This is a genomic window from Neorhizobium tomejilense (assembly GCF_964254135.1).
Lineage (GTDB): Bacteria > Pseudomonadota > Alphaproteobacteria > Rhizobiales > Rhizobiaceae > Neorhizobium > Neorhizobium tomejilense.
On the sequence record NZ_CAXUSO020000001.1, the window covers coordinates 4,178,112 to 4,191,504 of the forward strand.

Sequence of the window (13,393 nt, forward strand, 5' to 3'; positions counted from 1 at the left end):
TGCAGCGGGTTTCCCTCCCCCTTGTGGGGAGGGTGGCCGGCAGGCCGGGAGGGGTTTCAGGAGAACGCCCCTCCCTAACCCTCCCCACAAGGGGGAGGGGACAGGTCGGAGAACGCCTTACGCTGCGATGAATTCGTTCCAGCGGCGGACCATGTAGCGGTCCTCGTCCATCACCGAGTTCCAGCAGGCCACGTGGCCCATGCGTTCCTCGAAGGAGCCGCCGTCGCGGATTGCGCCGGCCTTTTCCATGACCTTGCCGTCCGGAGCGACGATATCGCCCTTGGCAGCCTTGCCTTCGATCCAGTAGCCCCATTCGTCGGCAGACATGTGTGCCTTGGCGGTTTCCATCGCAGCCGAATAGTAGCCCTGGCGATTGAGATAGGCGCCGACCCAGCCGGACGTGTACCAGTTGATATACTCATAGGCAGCGTCGAGCTTGGCACCGGAGAGGTGCGCGGCAAGTCCCAGACCGCCGCCCCACGAGCGGTAACCTTCCTTGAGTGGCTGGTATTTGCAGGCGATGCCCTTGGAGCGGACGGCGGCGACGGCCGGCGACCACATGGACTGGATGACGACCTCGCCTGAGGCCATCAGGTTGACGCTCTCGTCGAACGACTTCCAGAAGGCGCGGAACTGGCCTGCCTGTTTGGCCTTGATCAGGAAGTCGATCGTCTTGTCGATTTCCGCCTTGGTCATGTTGCCCTTGTCGGCATACTTGATGTTGCCCATGGCTTCCATGATCATCGCGGCATCCATGATGCCGATCGACGGGATGTTGAGGATCGAGGCCTTGCCCTTGAACTTCGGGTCCATGATATCGGCCCAGGTCGAAATCTCGCGGCCGACGAGGTCCGGGCGGATGCCGAGCGTGTCGGCGTTGTAGATGGTCGGAACCATCGTGAACCACTTGGTTTCTTCCTTGGCGAACGTCTTGTCGCCGGGCTTTGCGACATAACCGACCGTGTGCGGCGCGGTCCCTTGCGCGATCACGCTGTCCGGCTTCAGCTTGCCGTTTTTGAACAGCGGCACGATCTTGTCGTAATACTTGAGCTTGGTCGTATCCATCGGCTGGATGACGCCGGCCGGATAGACCTTCTTCAAGATCCAGTACTCGATATCGGCGATGTCGTAAGAGTTCGGCTGGGTGACGGCGCGCTGGGCGGCCGCGTCAGAGTCCGTCGCGGTCATTTCGAGCGTGATGCCGAGGTCGGCCTTGCACTTCTCGGCGATCGCGTTGAGGTTCGAAACACCGGTGCCGAACTGGCGCAGCGTGATCGGGTTCTGGGCCCAGATGGTCGGGAAGCCGGTGATGGCGCCGGAGCCGGCGGCAAGACCGGCTGCCGCGGACGCCGTCTTCAGAAGCGTGCGGCGCGAAATGCCCTTGGTTGGTTTCTTGGTCTCAGTCATTGCCATGTTCTCCTCTGTTGAGTTTTTGTGTTTGGCATCAGTTCTTGAGGCGGCCGAGGACGATGGCGTCCTCGCGGCCCCAGGAAAGGGGGATCGCTTCTCCGACCTTGACCGGATTGGCGAAAAATTCGGCGTCGGTCAGGATCGCGGTGAAATCCTCGATGCCCGCGCCGTTGACCGAGAGTTTTACCGAAGAACCGCGATATTCGACGTTCGAGACGGAACCGGTGAAGCCGAGGCCTTTTTCGGAAGGCTGGCCGATGCGGACATGGTCGGTGCGGATGGCGATGTCGGCCGTGTCGGTCAGCCCGGCCGCGCCGTCGTCGGTGGCGAGGAAATCTCCGCCCGCGAGCACCGACAACATCAGCTTGTCGCCGGAACTCTGCGTCACCCGGCCGGAGATGACGTTGTGATCACCCATGAACTTGGCGACGAAGGCGGTCGCCGGTTTTTCGAATACCACGCGCGGATGGGCGGCCTGCTCGATGCGGCCGTCGTTCATCACGACGATCAGGTCGGCGAGCGCCATCGCCTCTTCCTGGCTGTGCGTCACATGCACGAAGGTGATGCCGAGCGAGGTCTGCAGCTTCTTCAATTCCGCGCGCATGCGGATCTTCAGGAACGGATCGAGCGCCGAAAGCGGTTCGTCGAGAAGCAGCGCTTCCGGATCGGTGATCAGTGCGCGGGCAAGTGCCACGCGCTGCTGCTGGCCGCCGGAAAGCTGGGCCGGGCGGCGGGTCGCATAGGCTTCGAGCTGCATCAGGCGCAGCATGTCCATCGCCTTGGCGCGCCGCTCGTCCTTGTCGACGCCCTTCATCTTGAGGCTGAAGGCGATGTTGTCGACGAGGTCGAGATGCGGGAATAGGGCGTAGGACTGGAACATCATCGCCGTGCCGCGTTTCGCCGGCGGCAGGTCGGTGACGACGGTATTGCCGAGGCGGACGTCGCCCGAGGAAATGCTCTCGTGCCCGGCGATCATCCGGAGCGTCGAGGTCTTGCCGCAGCCGGACGGACCGAGCAGGCAGCAATAGGTTCCGGCCGGAATCTTCAGGCTGATCGCATGAACGGCCGTGGTTGTTCCGTAGATCTTTGAGACTGAAGCGATGTCGATTTCGGCGGCTTTGCTCATCAGGCGCTCCCTTGCGTCTGATATGTCTATGCATCAGCCATGCCAACTCGATTAAACGTCTAGAAAGACTTGAATTTACCTGAAAGGGTCAATGTTCGGGTTTTGCCGGTGCGCAAAAATCAGGCGATCGTTTTCGATCCATTGGGCAAATCGTATGCAATCTTGGCATTGGATCAAAAACAAGTTGCTTGGCATCCTGTAGACACTCAGGTTACAAAGGCCGTACATTGGACCGCAGCAATGAACATCAGCGAAAAAATCAATTTTACGGATACCGCGCCAGAGGATCGCTCCCAGGAAGATCGTTCCATGGCGATTCGGGAATCCTTGCGGAATGCGATCATCGACCGACGTCTGGCGCCCGGCACGAAACTTTCCGAAAGCGAAGTCGGCTCCCTGTTCGACGTCAGCCGCACGGTCGCCCGGGCCGCCTTGCAGATGCTCGCCTTCGAAGGCCTGGTGAAGACCGAGCGTAATCGCGGCGCCTTCGTCTCCAATCCGTCGCCGGAGGAGGCGCGGCAGATTTTTGCGTCCCGCCGGCTGATCGAGCCCGGCATCGTCGCGTCCGCGGTCGAGCGCATCACGCCTGGGGACATTTCAAGGTTCCGCCGTCAGCTCGACGAGGAGCAGCGTTTTCTGAACGAGCGCGGTCCGGCCGCCCGCCGCGCCGAGATCAAGGCGTCCGGCGATTTCCACCTCATGCTGGCCTCCGTTGCCGGCAATGTCATCCTGCAGCGCTTCATGGACGAGCTGGTTGCGCGTTCATCGCTGGTGATCGCGCTCTATGGCCGTTCCGGCGTATCGAGCTGTGGGCATTCGGAACATACCGCCGTTCTAGATGCCCTGGAAAAAGGCGAGGGCGAGCGCGCCGCTAGGCTTATGATCCACCACATCGACCACATCGAAGCCGATCTCGATCTTCAGTTGAAGCAGGGCTCGGGTCTCAAGGACGCCCTGTCGCTCGCCTAACCGCGCAAGTGTCGCAAGGCTTCGGTATAGGCGGCCAGGTCCCGTTCCGGGTCGGCCGGCAGTGCGGCGGCGCGAATGACCCGGCCGCCACCTTCCTCGATGCCGATGTCGATCATCAGGTTGTCGGCCTTGCCGTGGTTCTCGATCGACAAACCGTCCGGGCCGCGAGGCCTCCCGCCGCTCTCGTCGATTTCGAGCCCGGAATACCAGATCGACCGCACCCGCGTGCCATAGTCGTCGGGATGGTTGGTATAGGCCCACACCCGTTTGCCGAGCGCGACCATGAAGCCGATTTCATAGACGGTGCCGGGATCGGCGCTGATGCCGCGAAACGGCGTGATGTTGGCGAGGCATACATCCGCGCGCCGCATCGCGTCGTCGTTGCGCTGGTAGATTGCGGTTGCCGTCAGCTGGCCTACGGGCGCCTGGTTCTCGTCGCTGCCCGGGCCGGTCGGCTCAAAGCCGAAGCTGCGGGCGAGCCGGCGTTTCTCGCCCATGACGATCTGGGCGTCGGGCAAAAACACTTCGGGGCCGGCAAGATAGATGGTCGGCATGGAAATCCTTTGAATCGGTTGGTACCAATGTTCCATAGCGTCCTGTCCGATGCATTGCGAGCATGAATGCGCCGGGCGACCGGCTTGAGCCGCCGGGAGACTGTTCATTTCATCTCTTTGCGCCAGGTTGGGCGAAAGCGCGTTTTAAAAGTGGAGATTTGTAGACAAGTTTAATCGCGCGCATTAGGAATGCTCCCCGACGACGTTACCGGCAGGGGATAGATCATGGTTTCGCTCACTCGTTTCGCTTCGCGCGGCCTTCTGGCCGCCGCACTTTCCGGCCTGCTGGCGCATGGCGCCGCGGCGCAGGAGATCATCTTCAAGGACCAGGAAAACCGCGAGATAAAACTCGCCAAGGCGGCTGAGCGCATCGTTTCGATTGTCATCCCGATGGCTTCCACGGTGATCGCACTCGATGGCGGGACGAAGAGGCTCGTCGGCATGAACCCGACCGCCAAAAGCGCTGTGCTTGAAGGCATCCTGAGCAAGATCTTTCCGGAAACCAAGGACATTCCGTCCGACGTGACCGCTCCGAATTTCGTGCCGAATATCGAGGCGCTGACGGCGACCAACCCCGATCTCGTCATCCAGTGGGGCGGCCGCGGCAACGATATCGTCGCGCCGATCACCAATGCCGGCCTCAACGCCATGCTGATCCTCTACGGCACCGAGCAGTTGACCCGCGACTACATGACCATGACCTCCCGGGCGATCGGCAAGCCGGAGCGCATCAAGGAACTGGTCGAGTGGCGCGACCGGGTCCAGAAGGACATCGAGGCGAAAGCCAAGGCGATCCCGGAGGACAAGAAGCCGACCACGCTTTATATCGCCCGCGCTCTGACGGAGATTGCAACGACCGGAACCAAGGGCAGCTACAACGCCTGGTACATGGAGCTCGTCGGCGGCCGGAACGCCTCGGCCGAACTCAACGGCACGGTGAGCATCAACAAGGAGCAGATTGCCCAATGGGATCCGGAAGTCATCTTCCTCAACGCCTTCGAAGCCAGGCTCAACGTCGATTGGGTCTATAGTGACCCGATCCTGTCGCTGACCAAGGCCGCCAGGAACAAGCGCGTCTACAAGATGCCGCTCGGCGGCTATCGCTGGGATCCGCCGAACCAGGAATCGCCGCTGGCCTGGATGTGGACGGCCAACCTGACCCAGCCGGACGTCTTCAAATACGATCTCCGTGCCGAGATGAAGACCGCCTATAAGACGCTCTACAACTACGACATCACCGATGCCGATATCGACGGCATACTGTGGATCAAGGAACAGGGCGGCTCGGCCAACTACGCTCAGTTCAAGGCGAAGTAGGTCATGGCTGCGCTGACTGAAGACGAGGCGGCTCCGATCGTCCGTTCGCATCTGGCCCGGCAGACGCTGGTTTTCGCAGCGTTGCTGGCGCTGTTTGCGGTCGCCTTCGTGGTCAGTCTCTGCGTCGGCCGTTTCTCGGTTCCGGCCAGCCGGGCGCTGGAACTGATCTGGCTCGGCGCGACCGATCCATGGCGGGAACTGACCACCATCGAGGAGCGCATCGTACTTCTGGTCCGGGCGCCGCGCGTCGTGCTGGCGGCACTCGCCGGCGCCGGGCTCGCGCTATCGGGTGCGGCGCTGCAGGGCGTTTTCCGCAACCCGCTGGTCTCGCCGGATATCCTTGGGATCTCGCAAGGAGCGGCCTTCGGCGGCGCGCTCGGCATCATGCTCGGCATCTGGGGTTTCCCGCTGATCGCCATGGTCTTCATTTCCGGCATGGCGGCCGTCATCCTCGTCGGCCTGATTGCGCGCGTCAACGGCCGCAGCGAAACGATCACGGTGATCCTTTCCGGCCTCGTGGTCAGCTCGATGTTCTCGGCCGTCGTCTCGCTGCTGCAATTTATCGCCGACCCGAACACCTCGCTTCCCGCCATCGTCTACTGGCTGATGGGATCCTTCGCGACCGCGACCTGGGAGCGCACCCTGATCGCAGCACCCGGCCTCATCATCGGCGGCGTGCTCCTCTGGATGCTGCGTTTCCGCCTCAACATCCTGTCGCTGGACGAAGCGGAAGCTCAGAGCCTTGGCGCCAGGACGAACCGCGAGCGCTGGCTGGTCTTCGGGCTGATCGCCGTCATCGTCGGCAGCCAGGTGGCTGTCTCCGGCACCATCGGCTGGATCGGCATCGTCATTCCGCATGCCTCCCGCCTGCTGGTCGGTCACGACCATCGTGCGCTGTTGCCCGCCTCGGTCGTGCTCGGTGCCGGCTTCATGGTGATTATCGATACGCTCGCCCGCACCGCGACCGCCGCCGAAATCCCGCTCGGGGTCATTACCGCCCTGGTCGGCGCGCCGATTTTCGCGATGCTCCTGCGCAATCACTACCGCGAAAGGAACGGCTCATGATCGGCCTCGAAGACGCCACCGTCCGCTTCGGTTTGCGCACCATCATCGAGGGCTTGAGCTTCTCGGTTCCGGTCGGCCGCACGCTCGCCGTCCTTGGCCCGAACGGACGCGGCAAGACCACGACGCTGAAGGCGATGCTCGGTTTCCAGCAGCTCGATACCGGCCGCAGGGTCGCGCCCGATATTGTCGGTTATGTGCCACAGACCGGCACCAGCAACCAGCGTTACCGCGCGCTTGACGTCGTGGTCATGGGCCGTGCCGCTCATCTCGGCATTTTCGGTCAGCCGGGACCGGAGGATTTCGGGATCGCCCGTTCGGCGCTGGACCGGGCCGGCGCCGCGCGTTTCGCCGATCACTATTTCGACCGCCTTTCCGGCGGCGAGCGCCAGCTCGTGCTGCTTGCGCGTGCGATCGCCACGGGGTCGCAGGTGCTGGTTCTCGACGAACCGGCGGCAGCCCTTGATCTGCATAATCAGGAACGGCTGCTGGCGCTGCTCAACACGCTGCGTCAGCCGCGCGACAAGGCGATCGTCTTCACCACCCACGATCCGAACCACGCGCTTTCGTCCGCCGACGATGCGCTGTTGATGATGCCGGGCGGCCAGCCGCCGTTGTTCGGCCCGGTCGCCGAGACGATCACGCCGGAGCACCTGGAAAACCTTTACGGCGTGCCGATGCGCGTCGTCGAGCTGGCTGGCCCCTCCGGCGAAACCCATCGGGCTGTTCTGCCCGCCTTTGCAGGAATTCGTGCCGCATGACCATCCTGATGATCCAGTCGCATTACCAGGAGCCGTACTCGATGACCCCGCCGGCGTTTGCGGATGCCATCGCCTCCGGCCTCATGAGGGTCGTGCGCGAGATGGAGCTGACCTGCGGCGATTTCGCGGCGGCGCGCGGGCTGATCACCACCACCCATCTCGATCAGGTCGGTTTTACACGTTTCGCGGCCGACGTTACCGCTTTTCTCGATCGCGGCGGGCGGTGGATCTATCACGGGCATATCCTCCGCCCGATCCTGGCCGAACTCGGCACCTACCGGCCGATCCCCGATCCAAAACGGGTGGATCTCGTCCAGTCCCGGCTTTACGAGCACCCGATCTTCGCCGGCATCGACCAGAAGATGCTGGAAACCAACCATGGGGTCGCCGGCTTCTATGGCCGCGGCTACAATCCGCCGCCGGAAGGCGCTGTCGTCATCAATGCGCTCGGCCCCGCAAAAGCCCCGGTCGATTGGGTATGGGCGAGGCCGCAGGGTGGGGAATTCCTCTCCCACGCCGGCAACGAATTCTGGGGCTGCGGCGACGACCCCGAAATCAAGAAGCAGTTGGCGAGCCGCGCCGTTGCCTGGCTTGCCGGAGAGCTGAACTGATGAGCATTCTCGCGATCCATCCCGGCGCCTATTACCATATCGAGACCCTCGAAGCGCCGCGTTACGCCCACCATTTCGACGTGCTCGTGCGGCCGGAAGACCTGGCTTCCGTGGATCTTGCCGAACACGCTGTCGTCTTCATTCCCTGCCGCACGCCGGCCGATCGCCTGGCGCCGCATGCCGCGCAGCTTCGCGCCTATCTCGGCCAGGGCGGCACGATCGTCGCGACGGGCGAAACGAACTGGGACGTCTTCCTGCCCGGCATCGCCTTCACGCCGCAGCCCACGAACTGGTGGTGGTGGCTGACGCCCGGTGCCGATCTCGGCGTCCGCATTGCCGCGCCCGGCCACACGCTGTTCAATCGACTTGGACAAGACGATCTCACATGGCATCTGCATGGCTGGTTCGACCCGCCTGATGGTGTCGACGTGCTCGCCGTCAACGGCGAGGGAAAACCCGTTCTCTATGTGGACGAGGTGACGACGCCCGGCCGCATGATCATCACCAGCCTCGACCCGTGTTTCCATCACGGGTCACATTTCATGCCGGCGACGACTCGTTTCCTGGACGGTTTCCTGCCCTGGATGCGCGAAGAGCTGGACGGAGCAAGGACAAAATGACAGACAAAATCAACGTTCTCGAAGACGGCAAGCCGCTTTCCTACACCTATGCGGACATGATGCATTTCCACGGCTTCGGCTATCCGGGCGGTGTCGCCCATGCCTTCAAGGTGATGCAGCGGGCCATGCCGCTCTTGAGCCCCGACGGCCCGCCGGAGCGCCGCGAGATCGTCATCCGCACCGCGTTTCGCGGTCCGGGCGCCCGCGATGCCTTCGAAATGGTGACGCGCGGCCTGACGGAAGGCCGTTATACGGTCGACCACGGGTTCGAAAAGCCCGAGCGCGGCAATATTCTCGAACGCTATGTCTTCGAGCTCAGCTATCGCGGCAAGACGGTGACGTTGCAGCTCAAGGAAGGCCATGTCCGCGAGGAATTCATTATCGTCAGCCGCAAACCGGACCGGACGCCGGGCGAAGAGGAACGCCTGGTCTGGCTGAAGCAGGAGATGGCTGACCGGCTGCTGGCGCTGCCGGCCGACGCGGTTTACGAAGAGGCCTGAGCTTCTCAAGCCGTGAACAGGTTCCTGAACTGCGACGGCTGGCAGCGGAGATATTGCGGTGCCGGCTTCACCTGGGCGCCGAGTTCCGCTGCGGCATGCCAGGGCCAGCGCGGATCGTAAAGCACTGCGCGCGCGATCGCGACGATATCCGCATCGCCGGTCGAAACGATCGCCTCCGCCTGGGTCGGTTCGGTGATCAGCCCGACGGCCACGACCGGCATCTTCACCGCAGCCTTGACGGCGCGCGCCAGCGGCACCTGATAGCTCGGGCCGAGCGGAATCTTCTGTTCGATATGCAGGCCGCCGCTCGAGACGTGGATCGCGTCGCAGCCTCTCTCGTCCAGCATCTGGGCAAACGCGATGGTCTGGTCGATGTCGAGGCCGCCATCGACCCAGTCGGTCGCCGAGACGCGCACCGTGACCGCCTTGTCCGACGGAAAGGCCTGGCGCACCGCGTCGAAAACTTCCAGCGGAAAGCGCATGCGGTTTTCCAGCGACCCGCCATATTCGTCCGTGCGCTGGTTGGAGAGCGGCGACAGGAACTGATGCAGCAGGTAGCCATGCGCCGCATGGATCTGGATCGCATCGAGCCCGACCCTTGCCGCCCGTACGGCGGAAGCCGCAAACGCGTCGCGCACCTTGTTCAGGCCTTGCCTGTCGAGCGCGACGGGGGCCACGTATTTCGGATTGAAGGGGATCGCCGAAGCCGATTGGGTCTGCCAGCCGTTCGGGTGGTCCGGCGCGATCTGGCTGCCGCCAAACCAGGGCTTGTCGGTCGAGGCCTTTCGGCCGGCATGGGCGAGCTGCACCGAGATCGGCATGTCCGACCATTTGCGGATGCTGTCGATCGTGCGCGCCATCGCCTTCTCGGTGGCATCGTCGTAAAGCCCGACATCGGCATAGGTGATGCGGCCTTCGGGCGTGACCCCGGTTGCCTCGATCGTCAGAAGCGCTGCACCGGAGAGCGCGAGCTGGCCGAGATGGATGAGGTGCCAATCGGTCATGCAGCCGTCCTCGGCCGAATACTGGCACATGGGCGCGATGACGATGCGGTTCGAGAGATCCAGGTTGCGGACACGGAGCGGAGTGAAGAGAGCGGGCTGGGCCATGACGGGTTCCTTTGCGCGATCGTCGGCGCCGAGGTGGGAGGATGGACTTGCGCCGGAAATCGATCACCGCGTTGTGGCAAATCAACCGGATCTCTTCAAGTCACGCTGAAGAGAGCGGCCTACCAGACGACCGGATGCGTCTCGCCGGTCAGCACGTTGACGAACCCGTCCGGCGCCCGTTCCGACGGCGCCACCAGCACCCAGCGCCAGGGCGAGCAGGTCAGCGTCGCAAACGACAGCCGCTCGGGGAAGCCCGGCCACCAGCGCGGTGAGAAGGTCGGCTCATACATCCAGTCGATCGTCTCGCCGGCCTTGTAGAGCGCCTGCATTTCCGCATCGAGCTCTTCCGCCGAGCGCGCCGTCATCAGCCCGCCGACCTCGTAATGGACACGGGCGATCACCTTGCCGCCGGAGACGAGAACCCAGCCGCCCTGCTGTTCGGCGAGCGCATTGGCGACCATCGCCATCGCCTCGTCCGAGGAGCCGACCACCCAGATATTGTGCTTGTCATGCCCGAGCGTCGAACCGAGCGCCGTATCCGGCGTGCGCGGCCCGGTGCCGAGCCAGAACATTTTTGACACTTTCGCCTCGCCCGAAAACCGGTCGACGATCGAGAATTTCGTGACGTTGCGGTCGTGGTCGCGTTGCACCGCGCCGTCCCTCACCGGCAGTTCCATGGTGATGAATTCGTCCGACCAGTGGAAAGGGCGCAGCAGGGCGGCATTCGCCGTGGCGCGATCCGCCGGCGCCTCGATGCGGAAATCGGCGGCGGTCACCTGGCGGTCGATCTTCACCGTTCTCGTCGCCCATTCCGGCCAATCGATAACCGGGCGTGCACCGGTGAATGTCTTGCCTTCTGACACCGGCCCGCCATCCGCCCAGACCTTGGCGATCGACAGCTTTTCGACGTCGTCCAAGAGCACGATATCCGCAAAACGGCCGGGTGCGATCGACCCGACCCAAGGCGTCAGCCGCATGTGCCGCGCCGGGTTGAGCGTCACGCACTGGATGGCGATTTCCGGCGAAAGGCCGTTCTCGATCGCAAGGCGGACATTGTAGTCCGTCGCGCCCATCTTCAGCGTGTCGGAGGCGCTGCGGTCGTCGGTGACGAAAGCCACCTGGGACCAGTCGGCGAGATTCTTTTCGATGACCCCCTTGATCACTTCCGGCAGCGAATGCGGCCGAAGCTCGATGAACAGCCCGTGCTGCAGCTTCTGCCAGATCTCCTCCAGGAACCAGCCTTCGTGATCGGAGGCAAGGCCCGCGGCGGCAAACGCGTTGATCGAGGCCAGGTCGCGCAGGCCCGCACCGTGACCTTCGATCACGCCGCGCTGTTCGAAAGTCGCGCCGATCATGCCCCAGAGCCGGTCGTAGGAGGGGTTTGAGGGATCGGAGATCGACGGCCAGTCCATGACCTCGTCGAGGCCGGCGACCATCAGGCTTTCGGCCATGAACTGCTTCTGCTCGTCATAACCGAAATAGCCGCCGCCCCACTCATAGGCCGTCGGTGGCACGGCCGAGCCCGGCAGCGGAAAGATCTTCATCGGTGATCCGCGGCGGCGGGCTTCAAGCCAGAATTCCAGGTTGCGCGCGCCGTTGACGTTCGAGAATTCGTGGCTCGCCTCGCAGGTCCAGGTGACCCCGTGCGGCATGACGAGAGCCGCTTCCCATTCCGGCGTCAGGTGCGAGCTCTCGATATGCTTGTGCGCCTCGCCGAAACCCGGAACAGCCGAGAGATCGGGTTCGTGGCTACGTTCCGTCACCTCGCCTGCAAAACTGCCCGCCGGTCCCACATAGGCGATCCGCCGTCCCTTGATGACGATCTCCTGGTCCTCGAGCCAAGTCCTGCTGTGGACGTCGAGCAGTCTGCCAACCCTCAGCAGCCGGTCCGCAGGCCGTTTGCCGAGCGCCGTCAGCACCAGGTCCTGGCGGATGCGGACTTCGTCGGCCGCGTTGATCAGCAGGTCGTCGGGGAGGCGCGCGGAAACTGTCATCGGAGGAATGCCTGTCGGTTCTGATCGCCGGACCCTAAAGACGATGTCCGGACGTGTAAACCATCGCAAACCGTGCATCGGCTATCGCCTGAGGCTGGAAATCAACCTCCGGTATAGGATGGTTCAAGCCTAAAGAAATTTGTCTCTCCAGGGGCCTATGCCTAATAATTGGGCTTGCGGCGGGACCGTTCAAAAAATAGTATCACCCCCAATTCCCGGGGGTGCCCCAGGGGAGCATCAACGCCGCTTTCGCAAAGGACACGCCTCATGAAGGCCATTCGTTTCACCCAATTGGCAACTCTTGCTCTCCTGGCGACGCTCGGCGGCACAGCAACGGCAAGCGCCCAGTCGAAGACGCTCACCATCTCGTGGTGGGGCTACAACGGCGAGAAGATGACCGCCAACATCATCGATCCGTTCAAGAAGATCTGCGGCTGCGACATCGTTTTCGAAACCGGCAACAATGCCGACCGCCTCAACAAGCTGAAGCTGCGTGACGGCAAGGGCGTCGATGTCATCTACCTGACCGACAGCTTTTCGCAGCTCGGCATCGAGCAGGGCCTGTTCCAGCCGGTCGACCCGGCGAAGATCCCGAACCTCTCCGAGATCTACGAACTCGGCCGCGCGCCGCAGGGCAAATACGGCCCGGCCTATACGATCGGCCGCATCGGCCTCGTTTACGACTCGGCCAAGGTCAACCCTCCGATCACCTCCTGGAGCGATCTGTGGCGTCCAGACCTGAAGGGCTCGGTTTCGCTTCCGGGCATCACCACCACGGCCGGCCCGATGGTCGTGGTGCAGGCCGGCAAACATGCCGGCGTAGATCCCTATACCGGCACCGACAAGGCGTTCGAAGCCGTCGAAGCCCTGAAGCCGAACGTGGTCAAGAACTACAATACCGGTTCCGAACTGGTGAACCTGATCTCGACCGGCGAAGTGCGCGTCGCAATCGGCCAGGACTTCACGCTCGCCTCGATGCAGGCCGCGGTGAAGACCATGACCTGGGCAAAGCTCAAGGACGGCGATATCGCCACGCTGAACACGGTCAACATCCCGAAGGGTTCGACAAACGCCGAACTGGCCCACCAGTTCATCAACTTCATCCTGTCGAAGGACGTGCAGCAGAAGGAAGCCGAGCAGGGCGTCGATGCGCCGATCTCCACCAAGGTCCAGCTCACCCCGGACCAGGCGAAGATCTGGACCTATGGCGCCGATCAGGTTTCCAGCCTGACCCGCATCGACTACGCCAAGATGAACGCCGCCAAGACCGACTGGATCGACCGCTGGAACGAGGTTTTCGGCAAGTAGTCCCGGACGTCGCCTGACTGGTGATATGTTTGCATTGAGAACGGAGCGCCGC

Annotated in this window: 13 protein-coding genes; 8 read left to right on the top strand and 5 right to left on the bottom strand. The window is 63.1% G+C overall.

All coding sequences use genetic code 11. The features are described 5' to 3' along the window. Positions 1 to 117: 117 nt before the first annotated feature. Both ACSQ3G_RS20535 and ACSQ3G_RS20540 read right to left on the bottom strand, forming a co-directional pair. The gene (locus ACSQ3G_RS20535) at positions 118 to 1,407 is read right to left on the bottom strand and encodes an ABC transporter substrate-binding protein (protein WP_046669401.1); all 1,290 of its coding nucleotides are present in this window, start codon (positions 1,405 to 1,407) and stop codon (positions 118 to 120) included. Between the two features lie 37 nt (positions 1,408 to 1,444). Beyond that, positions 1,445 to 2,536 carry an ABC transporter ATP-binding protein gene (locus ACSQ3G_RS20540; RefSeq protein ID WP_436111343.1) on the bottom strand — a complete coding sequence of 364 codons (1,092 nt, stop codon included), beginning with the start codon at positions 2,534 to 2,536 and terminating at the stop codon, positions 1,445 to 1,447. Between the two features lie 240 nt (positions 2,537 to 2,776). Here ACSQ3G_RS20540 and ACSQ3G_RS20545 point away from each other — a divergent pair, with 240 nt between their 5' ends. After that, positions 2,777 to 3,505, top strand: coding sequence for a GntR family transcriptional regulator (locus ACSQ3G_RS20545; protein ID WP_436111344.1), 729 nt, complete (start codon positions 2,777 to 2,779; stop codon positions 3,503 to 3,505). Here ACSQ3G_RS20545 and ACSQ3G_RS20550 read toward each other — a convergent pair. Then, positions 3,502 to 4,059: a nucleoside 2-deoxyribosyltransferase gene (locus ACSQ3G_RS20550; protein ID WP_436111345.1), complete on the bottom strand. Its 558-nt coding sequence runs from the start codon at positions 4,057 to 4,059 to the stop codon at positions 3,502 to 3,504. The genes ACSQ3G_RS20545 and ACSQ3G_RS20550 overlap by 4 nt on opposite strands. 225 nt (positions 4,060 to 4,284) lie before the next feature. On the opposite strand from ACSQ3G_RS20550, the gene ACSQ3G_RS20555 reads away from it, so the two are divergent. The 6 genes from ACSQ3G_RS20555 to ACSQ3G_RS20580 are packed head-to-tail and all read left to right on the top strand — an operon-like array spanning position 4,285 to position 8,930. Then, positions 4,285 to 5,376: an ABC transporter substrate-binding protein gene (locus tag ACSQ3G_RS20555; RefSeq protein ID WP_436111346.1), complete on the top strand. Its 1,092-nt coding sequence runs from the start codon at positions 4,285 to 4,287 to the stop codon at positions 5,374 to 5,376. A gap of 3 nt (positions 5,377 to 5,379) precedes the next feature. Further along, on the top strand, positions 5,380 to 6,441 hold the full coding sequence (locus ACSQ3G_RS20560) for a FecCD family ABC transporter permease (RefSeq protein ID WP_436111347.1): 1,062 nt from the start codon (positions 5,380 to 5,382) through the stop codon (positions 6,439 to 6,441). Further along, complete coding sequence (locus ACSQ3G_RS20565) at positions 6,438 to 7,199, top strand: ABC transporter ATP-binding protein (protein ID WP_436111348.1); 762 nt, start codon at positions 6,438 to 6,440, stop codon at positions 7,197 to 7,199. Before ACSQ3G_RS20560 ends, ACSQ3G_RS20565 begins: the two co-directional genes overlap by 4 nt. Beyond that, positions 7,196 to 7,810, top strand: coding sequence for a hypothetical protein (locus tag ACSQ3G_RS20570; RefSeq protein ID WP_436111349.1), 615 nt, complete (start codon positions 7,196 to 7,198; stop codon positions 7,808 to 7,810). Before ACSQ3G_RS20565 ends, ACSQ3G_RS20570 begins: the two co-directional genes overlap by 4 nt. Further along, the gene (locus ACSQ3G_RS20575; RefSeq protein WP_436111350.1) at positions 7,810 to 8,430 is read left to right on the top strand and encodes a hypothetical protein; all 621 of its coding nucleotides are present in this window, start codon (positions 7,810 to 7,812) and stop codon (positions 8,428 to 8,430) included. Before ACSQ3G_RS20570 ends, ACSQ3G_RS20575 begins: the two co-directional genes overlap by 1 nt. Further along, the gene (locus tag ACSQ3G_RS20580) at positions 8,427 to 8,930 is read left to right on the top strand and encodes a hypothetical protein (protein WP_436111351.1); all 504 of its coding nucleotides are present in this window, start codon (positions 8,427 to 8,429) and stop codon (positions 8,928 to 8,930) included. Before ACSQ3G_RS20575 ends, ACSQ3G_RS20580 begins: the two co-directional genes overlap by 4 nt. 5 nt (positions 8,931 to 8,935) lie before the next feature. Here the strand turns inward: ACSQ3G_RS20580 and ACSQ3G_RS20585 are convergent, their stop codons facing one another. Both ACSQ3G_RS20585 and ACSQ3G_RS20590 read right to left on the bottom strand, forming a co-directional pair. Beyond that, complete coding sequence (locus ACSQ3G_RS20585) at positions 8,936 to 10,039, bottom strand: NADH:flavin oxidoreductase/NADH oxidase (RefSeq protein WP_436111352.1); 1,104 nt, start codon at positions 10,037 to 10,039, stop codon at positions 8,936 to 8,938. A gap of 119 nt (positions 10,040 to 10,158) precedes the next feature. Continuing rightward, entirely contained in the window at positions 10,159 to 12,033 is a 1,875-nt protein-coding gene (locus ACSQ3G_RS20590; protein ID WP_436111353.1) for an adenine deaminase, read from the bottom strand. A 267-nt stretch (positions 12,034 to 12,300) separates the two neighbouring features. Between ACSQ3G_RS20590 and ACSQ3G_RS20595 the strand changes: the two genes are divergently transcribed. Further along, complete coding sequence (locus ACSQ3G_RS20595) at positions 12,301 to 13,341, top strand: ABC transporter substrate-binding protein (protein ID WP_105416785.1); 1,041 nt, start codon at positions 12,301 to 12,303, stop codon at positions 13,339 to 13,341. Positions 13,342 to 13,393 lie beyond the last annotated feature (52 nt).

What these genes read in the sequence shown, in the direction of transcription:
- ACSQ3G_RS20550 (WP_436111345.1), bottom strand. Translation starts at nt 4,059, where the DNA reads ATGCCGACCATCTATCTTGCCGGCCCCGAAGTGTTTTTGCCCGACGCC.
- ACSQ3G_RS20580 (WP_436111351.1), top strand. Translation starts at nt 8,427, where the DNA reads ATGACAGACAAAATCAACGTTCTCGAAGACGGCAAGCCGCTTTCCTAC.
- ACSQ3G_RS20560 (WP_436111347.1), top strand. Translation starts at nt 5,380, where the DNA reads ATGGCTGCGCTGACTGAAGACGAGGCGGCTCCGATCGTCCGTTCGCAT.
- ACSQ3G_RS20585 (WP_436111352.1), bottom strand. Translation starts at nt 10,039, where the DNA reads ATGGCCCAGCCCGCTCTCTTCACTCCGCTCCGTGTCCGCAACCTGGAT.
- ACSQ3G_RS20595 (WP_105416785.1), top strand. Translation starts at nt 12,301, where the DNA reads ATGAAGGCCATTCGTTTCACCCAATTGGCAACTCTTGCTCTCCTGGCG.
- ACSQ3G_RS20590 (WP_436111353.1), bottom strand. Translation starts at nt 12,033, where the DNA reads ATGACAGTTTCCGCGCGCCTCCCCGACGACCTGCTGATCAACGCGGCC.
- ACSQ3G_RS20535 (WP_046669401.1), bottom strand. Translation starts at nt 1,407, where the DNA reads ATGACTGAGACCAAGAAACCAACCAAGGGCATTTCGCGCCGCACGCTT.
- ACSQ3G_RS20555 (WP_436111346.1), top strand. Translation starts at nt 4,285, where the DNA reads ATGGTTTCGCTCACTCGTTTCGCTTCGCGCGGCCTTCTGGCCGCCGCA.
- ACSQ3G_RS20545 (WP_436111344.1), top strand. Translation starts at nt 2,777, where the DNA reads ATGAACATCAGCGAAAAAATCAATTTTACGGATACCGCGCCAGAGGAT.
- ACSQ3G_RS20575 (WP_436111350.1), top strand. Translation starts at nt 7,810, where the DNA reads ATGAGCATTCTCGCGATCCATCCCGGCGCCTATTACCATATCGAGACC.
- ACSQ3G_RS20570 (WP_436111349.1), top strand. Translation starts at nt 7,196, where the DNA reads ATGACCATCCTGATGATCCAGTCGCATTACCAGGAGCCGTACTCGATG.
- ACSQ3G_RS20540 (WP_436111343.1), bottom strand. Translation starts at nt 2,536, where the DNA reads ATGAGCAAAGCCGCCGAAATCGACATCGCTTCAGTCTCAAAGATCTAC.
- ACSQ3G_RS20565 (WP_436111348.1), top strand. Translation starts at nt 6,438, where the DNA reads ATGATCGGCCTCGAAGACGCCACCGTCCGCTTCGGTTTGCGCACCATC.